We start from the raw sequence: 8,146 nt of genomic DNA, 5'->3' as shown, positions 1-8,146 counted from the left end.
GCTTCTTCGTCGAGGTGGTGCTCACCCTCCACCTTCAACCAGAACTCGCCTCCCCTCTGAAGGACCACCTGGGGCGTCACCCCTCTGGTCCACCCTCTACGGTGGGATACTCCGACAAGCTCCTAGGCTTCGCGAGGACCGCTGGGATGCCCATGAGCGCACCCTCATCTTCGGCTCCACCTCCTGGTTCTCCCCAATGCGACTTTTGGAACCAGACGCTCGGACAACAGCATCCTATCTGCTCCGGTGGGCGGCTTTCCACAACCTCCTGAACCAGAGAGGCCAATAGTTGCTCAGGTTTACCGGCGAACGGTGCTCTTCGTGAGGCGCTCGAAGGTGGCGATTCGCCTGATGAGCATCCGCGAGTAAGGTTGATGGAGTGATTTGTGAAGCAATTGCGCTTGGTCGAGCATATGTTTCGCGAGGTGCTCGAATGAGTGCGGGTTGCATTCGAAGAAGGGCCAGAGTTTGTTGGCAGCTTCCTCAGCGACCGCCAGCGCCTCCTCTGTCCATCCCATTTCGCTTAACATGCTACTGAGATTGACTAGGCTCCCGACGAGGGTATGGACGACTTCAGGGTCACGCTCGGCGAGAGGACGGCTAATGTCGATAGCTTCGCGAGTCGCTGTCAAGGCATCTTCCATACGCTCCTTCTCCATCAAGATGGCGCCGAGGCTCATGAGACTCAGTGCGAGGTAAGGGAGGACCGCGTCGGGGTTTTTCTCGGCGAGGCGACGGCGAAGGTCTACGGCTTCGCGAATTGTCGCCAGTGCCTCGTCCTTTCGATCCATGTCGTACAACCCTGCGCTGACGTTGTGGAGGCTCGCAGCGAGGCCGGAGAGGAAGGCGTCGGGATTGTGCTCGGCGAGGATGCGGTAGTGCACAGCGGCCTTGTTCGCCGCATCCAGCGCTTCCTCTTGGTGTCCCAATCGACGCAATGTGTGGCTGAGGTCGATGCGGCTCGCAGCGAGGTCGTGGAGGAATGCGTCGGGGTTACTCTCGGCGAGGCGACGGCGAAGATCTACGGCTTCGCGAATCGCCGCCAGCGCCTCGTCCTCTCGACCCATCTCGATTAGGCTATCGCCTAGGTCGATGAGGCTCTCGACGAGGTCGGGGATGAATGCATCCGGATTGCGTTCGGTGAGAGTGCGGCGAAGGTCAACGGCCTCGCGAGTCGCCGCTAATGCTTCCTTCGGGTGCCCACTGCTTCTCAACCCTTTGCCAAGATGGGAGAGGCTTGTGGCGAGATTGGGGAGGAAGGCGTCGGGATTGCGCTGGGCAAGGAGGCGATAGTGTTCGAGGGCCTCGCGAAGCGACGCTAATGCCTCTTCCCAGTACCTCATCCCAATCAATCTTACGCCAAGATTGGTGAGGCTCGCGGCAAGGATGGGGAGGAAGGTGTCAGAGTTGATCTCGGCGAGAGAGCGGCCAAGGTAGACGGCATCGCGAGTCGCCGCTAGCGCCTCCTCCCAGTACTCCATATCGCCCAACGTGATCCCGTAGTAGTTGAGGCTTGTGGAGAGGCTGAGCCCTAATAATGGGTTGGGGTTTCTCTGGACGAGGAGACTGAAGCACTCGACAGCCTCGCGGGCTGCCGCTAGTGCTTCTTCTTTGCGCCCTAGCGCACGTAACCTCATACTGAGTTCACTGAGTCGCCGCGCCCGCTCCTCCTGTATGCCCTCGTCCGCTGATTCTGGAACAGCCATGAGCAGCGTCCGCTGTGTCCACTCGGCGATTCGGCATAGTGACACCGTTGGGAAAGGCAATATGGCCTTGTCCAGCGTGCGCGCAACCTCGAGATCTCCTGCCGCCTCAACCAGGTCGGCGAGCACCTCGCCGAGCGGCGAGAACGCGGTGCGCAACCCCACGGACTTCGCGGCGTTGAGCGCCAGCGACGCCCGTTCCAGCAGAAGCCCGGAGAGCATCCGCTCCATCCAAGGCCGCATCAGCGCGGGCGAGACCAGAGACGCGCGTCCGAGTACCTCCAAGCCGGTCTGTACGGCGCTTGTATGGTCGTCGGGAGGGAACGCTCGCTCAATCCAATTGGCTGACACTCGATGCTCTTTGAGCGGCGGGGCAGCAACGCGCAGCACCATTGCTTCACCGAGGAGGTCAGGCTCTAGCGCGGGCAGATACATCTCCCCCCTAGCGCGCTCGTAAACTCGATGAAGCAGCCCAAGCACCGCCTGTTCTTCGTCAGACGGCGTGTGGTCGAGGAGTCGTTCGGCGGCAGTGCGTGCATCGTTTCGGTCGGCGAGTCCACCACGGAGCGTGGCAACAGCCACCATCTGGCGGGCTAGCCACTGTCGCTCTGATGTTTTCACCTCGTCGGCTGTAGCGCGCGATGCCCAGAACCGCTCCTCATGGTCGAGTATGGCATCCATCAACTTGTTCGGGGCAAGTTCACATCCCTCGACGAAAGCGATTGCCGCCATGTGGAGGTATAGCACTCGCTCGAATAGTTTATCGCTAAGAGTAGGCAGTGGGCGTCCACCGATGGGATTCGTCTTCTCTGGCGAGAAGGCCGCCACCGCGCGGCAGAAGAGTTCCTTGCGCTCGACCTCGTTCGTAACGAGTGGCTTCAACTCGTGCGGCGGTGTGGTCACGAGCCAGTTTCCCATCCCTGTATCGGTCTGCCGCAGCGCTGTCCACCAGTCGCCGCAGTTACGAGCCAGCAACAGGATGCGCATTCGCCGGAGGGCACGGCTCCCTTCCTGCTGCCGGTAGTCCTGAGCACGCTGGAGGATCTTTTGGAGTCCTTGGCGGCTCTCGGCATAGTCGAGCACGACTACGACCGATTGACCGCACGCCCATAGACGTTCCAACCAATCCTCGGCAGCCGTTGCTGCCAAGAAGCCGGCGGCCCACCGCGCCGCCCGTCGCTGTCGTATCCATTCGATGGCGAGGCGGGTCTTGCCTACCCCACCCTCGGCATGGATGAGGCGCACTGCCATTGTCGGCCCTTCGTCACACCAGCGATTTAATTCGGCGAGGATATCGGCGCGGCCCGACTCTTCGAAGCCCACCGCTTGATACCGCGCAGTGAGGAGAGCGGATGGAGGTGGGTCCGCCGGCATTTTCTCGGTGCCGGGAACAAGGAGGTCGTCCACGCCAGGAATCAACTCTGGGTCTAAGTGCGAACGCAGAAAGGCCAGCAGGCACTCGGCGGAGGCGCGGGCGGCGAAGTCCTTGAAGAGATCATCTCGGCCCTCGTTGCCCAAGTCCATCACGCCCTTCATCACTAGCGCATGAAGTGGTCGCCCACGGTTCGGTTGCAGCGCGTGGGCGAGCGCGCCAACGGCCGCTGCCTCCATCTCCAAGCCGAGCGTTTTGCGCATGCTGTCGGTCACAAAACCCCAGTACGTTTCGTCTTCGATGACACCGCTGCCGCTGCCGATGGGGGCCACATGGACGCGGAATGGCAACTTGCTGTCCTTGCCAGCAACTGAAATATCAGGGAACTGGCCTCGATGAGTGACGAGCAGTTTCTCGATGTGCGCCCGGCCCTTGGTCGAGAGTTGGAGTTTGTCCTTCTCAAGGAGCTCGGAGGCCCACAACCTTTCGACAACCTTCGTCCACTGCGGACAGGCCACATCGCACTCGGGGAGACGCCCCGGGTTGGTGACTCCTTCGAGCAGTTTCGCGAGTAGCCAACTCTCCTGCCATGCGTAAGGCACCGGGCGCTCAAGCCACCACTGCTGGTAGCGTAAGTGGGCGGCGAAGTCGAAGTGCTCAATGGCCACCTTCCAGTCATCACGAAGGTTGTACGTCGTGATGTCCGACTGGAAGTCTGCGGAGAGTTGCTTGCCGACGTCGTGGAAGAAAAGCCTGTCGGCGGCAATGACGTCGCCCAAATTGGTCTTGCCGGGACGCCCCGCACAGACTCCGCACATGGCGATGCACACCGGATCGTAGGCTTGGACGAGTTGGTCGAGCGCATGGGTGGCCGAAACTGCGCCCATGTTCGCGGTCCGAGCGACGGCGACGCGCAGCGGTCTCTCGCCGCATCCCTGGAAGTTGCGGAAGGAGACCAGCAGGTTGTTGGGGCTCTGGGCGTCCTTATCCCAAGTAGAGCCTGGCCACGCGCCGGCCTCCACTTGCAGCACAGCTCCGTACTCTTCTTTCACGGCCGTTAGAATGACCACGTCGGCCCGTCGGGTGCTGTTCTCGGCAGTATGCATGCGGCGAGTATACTTGTTGTCGAGCTTGCTGGATGAGGGGAGGGGGCAGGCGACAGGAGTTTTTTTGACCCACTTACGTCACTACAACTGCCCCAATCCCAGGGCTGGTTGTCCTGCATCGAGCCGCTACGTCGTTCTACTGCGTACATCCGCCCGCCCTCGCTGCTTCTTGATCGAGGGCGAGCGTAGGCGCCTGCCGAGGTTCCGCGCTCGGGTTCGGCTCCGTTGCCAGAGGCCTCGGCACGTCCCGGCTCAGTAGCCCGGCCTTCTTCTTCTGCGGTTCACGGTTGTGTGCCATTCCTTTTGCCTGCGGACGCGCCGCCGCGTCACGGTGATGTCCACGATGGAGGAACACCGCTATAGCGTCTCAGGAAAGTAATGTCCGCTCGGACGCCGCGTGGATGCCTACCACCGCGGAGCGGTCGTCGAGGCCGAACACGACGCCATCTGCAGGAAAGACCACTTCCTGCGCAGGCTGTGGCAGGGCTCGGACCTCCCGATCCCGCCAGCCCTGACATTACTTTGCTGAGACGCTATAAGTAGGTAGCCAAAGTTCCTTTACAAAAAGGAACGGCCTTCAATGCGGCGGGAGAGGACTCCTGCCTTGCGCATCGGCTCAGCGTAGGCCCTCCGCGTTATTGTGTCGGGGACTTTTGGTCACCTGCTTAGTTCGAGTTTCGCACTTTTTGGGTAGGCTCGAAGGGGGGCGACCTGAGACTCCTGCTCACCCAGTACGCGTGCTCACCCAGTACGCGGTGCTCTTCTTGGTGCTTGTCCCTCTGAAACTCTCGGGGAGACTCCTCATCGAGAGCGGCACCATCTGCGGCAGGGAAGCCATCACAGCTCAAGCCATGGGGGAAACACCGAAGGAGTTTCCGCGAACCTTCGTGAGCCATGGGTCCTCCGAAAACACCCGTTTTTTCCTCTGGAACTACGTTTTCCCTCTGCCTACCGTCAGTTGGGCCCCTGAAAAAGTGCGAAACTCGAACTTAGACGCCTATCGGTCCTCCGGGGGGTTCGCCACCAGTTGGCGCTCGGGCCACTGGGCCCCCGGAGGTGGCTGCACGCGGACGCCTCGCGGACCCAGGGCCCGGAAGCGCACCGTCCGCCCCACCCAGTGCCTCCAGTCCTCGAGCATCACCGACCAGCGCCAGTCGATGTGGTCCTCGTCGTCGGTGAACTCCAGCAGGAAGCGCTGATGCTGGTCATCCACCGGCAGCCCTCGGCTGTGCAGCACCTCGCCCGTGTCCGCGTCCTCCAGTTGCACCCAGGGCCCTCGCCCCAGCTCCCGGTTCTCCTGTGGCGCCCAGGCGAACCAGCTCCCTCGTAACAGCAGGCGTCCCCGGAACAGTCTCGGCTCGTCGAAGCGGGGCCGCCGGGGCCAGTAGGGGAGGGCATCGTTCATCGGCGGTCTTGGGCTCGAGAGCTCCTCGTGCCCGCCCCACCTCACCGGGAAGCGTGCTGCGTTCGAGGGGACGCGCCCGGGTGCGCTCCCCGCAAGGGCCCGGCAGTGCTCGACGAGCCAGCGCTCCGTGTTCCTTCCCCAGATCGTGCTGGAGCCCTCGTAGTGCTGGCGCTCGTACTCGGCCCCCGTGGTGAGGTAGCCCACGTAGTCGCCACACACGCCCGCGACCATCACCTCGCGTGCCCCCAACTGGCGCAGCTCCCGGCCCAGGCGGTTGCCCAGCCAGGACGTGGGCTCTCCTGGCAGCCCCATCAGCCACACGCTCCCCACCTTCAGCAGCCGCAGCGGCAGGGCCGGCGGCTGGTACTTGAGGAGATCCGCGAGGATGCTCTCCAGCAGGAGCGGCGGCTCCTTGGGCCACTGTGGATCGGTGTCCCCCAGCGTGTTCCGCATCCCCTCGCGGAACAGGATGGGAATCCCTCCTCCCAGCTCCGAGCCGCCGAGCGTGGGGCCTCCCACCTGCGCCTCGCGCGGCAGCCGCGTGCCATCCGACAGCGTGGCGTCGCGAATCGTGGGCTCGTCGAAGTGGACCGAGAGGCGCACCGACGTCTCCGCCCGTGCTCGTGCGGCGCCACACGCCTCGTAGAGACGCTGTCCCAGCTCCTGGCCCACCTTCTCCGCCAGCTCCAGGTTCCGCGTCCGGCCGTGGCGCTGCCGCTTCAGCTCGTCCACCGGCATGCCGGGCAGTGTCGGGTCCGAGTCCCCGATGGTGCCCGCGGCGAGCCCGAGCACCGGCTCGGTGCCCGGCTCCGCACGGCGCATCAGGTGCTCGGCATGGTGGGTGGCCACCCCGAAGAGGTCCGCGCTTCCCAGGGCGTGGTTCAGGGCGAGCATCGCCGAGTGCACTCCGAACGTGCCGAAGGCGCCAATCGGCCGGTGGGGCGCCTGCGCCTCGTCGGCCCAGAGCACCTGCACCCGCGGGTCCACGAACACCTGCTCGAGTGCGAGCTCCGAGGGCATGTCGGATGGCGTGCCCTCGGGAAAGCCCAGGGCCTCCGCTTCACGGCGGAGCGCGGCGTCCTCCTGGCCAGGGAAGTTGTCGCGGGAGGCCTTCATGCTCCGGTTGCGCGAGTACCCCCAGAGCCGGGACACGCCATGCCCCACGCGCGCCGGGCGCAGGCGCTCGCAGGCCTCGCGCACCCCCCGCTCCAACTGCTCCACGAGGTACGCCACCCCCCGCGCGTCCAGCCCCGGCCTGGGTTGCGCGAGGGAATCGTAGAACGGACTGCCGTAGAAGTTGCCCGGTCCGCTGTGCGTGTGCGTGCCCGTGAGGAAGAGCCGGCCGATGTGCAGGCCCAGTGACGCGGTGCGCTCCGCGAGCCTCTCCGCGAGGTAGCGCGAGCCCGCGTGCAGGTCCGCCGCGATGAGGGCCACCCGCTCCCCCTGGCCATCGTCCAGCACGAGCACGCGCGCGTGGAGCCGCCCCCACATCGCACGCATCCTGTGTCCGGACAGCGACCAGCCCGCCGTGGGCGTGAGGAAGCCGGGCGTGATGTCCACCCTCGCGGCTCCGGCCCGTAGCACACCATCAGTGAACGTTTTCCCGGGCGGGACGCGCGCGACCTCGAGCTCCTCGGGTGGCTCCTCCAGGCCCAGCACGATCGACGGAAGGCTGGTCATGACGTGTCTCTCCTCTCGGGTGGCCTACCTGCGGACACGCTTGCGCGTCACGATGATGTCCACGAGCCACCCGGGTGTGCGCTTCCGCTCCATGGCATGGAAGGCTGGCGCAACCCCCGGGGGCTTCTTATAGCTTCGCCCCGCTTCAACCCCCACAGGAGGCACGTTCATGAAGGTCTACGGTCATCCGTACAGCACTTGCACCCGCAAGGTGCTCACCACGCTCGCGGAGAAGGGCCACGAGGCCCAGTTCGTGATGGTGGATTTGATGAAGGGCGAGCACAAGGCGCCCCAGTACGTGGCGAAGCACCCCTTCGGCGTCATCCCCTACTTCGAGGATGACGGCTTCACCATGTACGAGTCGCGCGCCATCATCCGCTACCTCGACGCGAAGCTGCCGGGCGAGAAGCTCACCCCGAGCGATCTGCCCTCGCTCGGCCGCATGGAGCAGTGGCTCAGCGTCGAGCAGTCCTATTTCTCCTCGAGCGCCATGGCCATCGTCATGGAGATGTTCTTCAAGCCCATGAGCGGCGGCAAGCCCGACATGGACAAGGTGAACAAGGGCCGTGACGGCACCGCCAAGGCGCTCGACGTGGTGGACCGCGCGCTCATGTCCCAGGCCTACCTCGCGGGCGACCGGTTCACCCTCGCGGACATCTCCTGGATGCCCTACCTGCAGTACCTCTCCGCCACGCCCCACGGCACCCTCATCACCGAGCGTCCGCACGTGAAGTCGTGGTGGCAGCGCCTCAGCACCCGTCCCTCGTGGAAGAAGGTGAACGGCTAGTTCGTCGTCCCCGCGCGGGTCCGGAGGCGCGCCCCACGGTGCCCCGGACCCGCCCGGTCCTGGTTCCCGGCCAGGACGCGGCACCTCCTCCTC

Annotated in this window: 3 protein-coding genes; 1 reads left to right on the top strand and 2 read right to left on the bottom strand. The window is 64.4% G+C overall.

All coding sequences use genetic code 11. From position 1 onward, the window contains the following. Positions 1 to 299: 299 nt before the first annotated feature. Positions 300 to 4,181 (bottom strand): tetratricopeptide repeat protein, encoded by a 3,882-nt coding sequence (locus AC16DP_RS09365; protein WP_329731783.1) that lies wholly within the window; start codon positions 4,179 to 4,181, stop codon positions 300 to 302. Positions 4,182 to 5,178: 997 nt separating this feature from the next. After that, positions 5,179 to 7,266: a neutral/alkaline non-lysosomal ceramidase N-terminal domain-containing protein gene (locus AC16DP_RS09360; RefSeq protein WP_329731782.1), complete on the bottom strand. Its 2,088-nt coding sequence runs from the start codon at positions 7,264 to 7,266 to the stop codon at positions 5,179 to 5,181. 169 nt (positions 7,267 to 7,435) lie between these two features. Here AC16DP_RS09360 and AC16DP_RS09355 point away from each other — a divergent pair, with 169 nt between their 5' ends. Further along, positions 7,436 to 8,053, top strand: a complete 618-nt coding sequence (locus AC16DP_RS09355; protein WP_329731781.1) for a glutathione S-transferase family protein — start codon at positions 7,436 to 7,438, stop codon at positions 8,051 to 8,053. Positions 8,054 to 8,146 lie beyond the last annotated feature (93 nt).

It is taken from the genome of Archangium sp., assembly GCF_057119385.1.
This window is presented reverse-complemented; position numbering and strand designations above follow the sequence as displayed.

Bases quoted from the DNA above. Each gene is read 5' to 3' on its own strand.
- AC16DP_RS09365 (WP_329731783.1), bottom strand. From the start codon at position 4,181: ATGCATACTGCCGAGAACAGCACCCGACGGGCCGACGTGGTCATTCTA.
- AC16DP_RS09360 (WP_329731782.1), bottom strand. From the start codon at position 7,266: ATGACCAGCCTTCCGTCGATCGTGCTGGGCCTGGAGGAGCCACCCGAG.
- AC16DP_RS09355 (WP_329731781.1), top strand. From the start codon at position 7,436: ATGAAGGTCTACGGTCATCCGTACAGCACTTGCACCCGCAAGGTGCTC.